Annotated in this window: 1 protein-coding gene; it reads left to right on the forward strand. The window is 65.4% G+C overall.

Annotated elements, in window-relative coordinates:
- Positions 1-836: IS21 family transposase (gene istA, locus JHD63_RS22725; RefSeq protein ID WP_198973064.1), on the forward strand; the 836-nt coding region annotated here is incomplete at both ends.

Genomic DNA, 836 nt, shown 5'->3' on the forward strand with positions numbered 1-836 from the left:
GCCTCTGGCACGAGCAGCGCCTTGTGGCCCAGCAGACCACTGGCCGAGGTACCTTCGTTCCCCTGGCCTTCGGTCCGGGCGAGGCCTTCCAGTTCGACTGGAGCGAGGACTGGGCTGTTCTCGCCGGCGTGCGCACCAAGCTGCAGGTAGCCCACTTCAAGCTCAGCCACAGCCGAGCGTTCTACCTGCGCGCCTATCCGCTGCAGACGCACGAGATGCTGTTCGATGCCCACAACCATGCATTCGCAGTCCTGGGTGGCGTGCCCCGCCGTGGCATCTACGACAACATGCGCACCGCTGTAGACCGGGTGCGCCGTGGAAAGGAGCGCGACGTCAATGCGCGCTTTGCGGCCATGGTCAGCCACTTCCTGTTCGAGGCCGAGTTCTGCAATCCGGCGTCGGGCTGGGAGAAGGGCCAAGTGGAGAAGAACGTGCGCGATGCCCGCCATCGCCTGTGGCAAGTAGTGCCTCCATTCCCAAGCCTGCCCGATCTCAATGCCTGGCTTGAAGAGCGCTGCGTGGCGCTGTGGCACGAGATCGAGCACGGCAAGCTGCCGGGCACCGTCGCAGACGTCTGGGCCGAGGAGCGGGCCGCCTTGATGCCTGTGCCAAGGCCCTTCGATGGCTTTGTGGAACACACCAAGCGCGTCTCACCCACCTGCCTGGTCCACTTCGAGCGCAATCGCTACAGCGTGCCGGCGCCGTATGCCAACCGGCCGGTGAGCCTGCGGGTCTACGCAGATCGCCTGGTGGTCGCGGCCGAAGGCCAGATCGTGTGCGAGCATCAGCGCCTGATCGAACGCAACCACCATGGTGCGGGACAGACCGTCTACGAC

This window comes from Xylophilus sp. ASV27, from assembly GCF_016428875.1.
Taxonomy (GTDB): Bacteria; Pseudomonadota; Gammaproteobacteria; order Burkholderiales; family Burkholderiaceae_C; genus Xylophilus.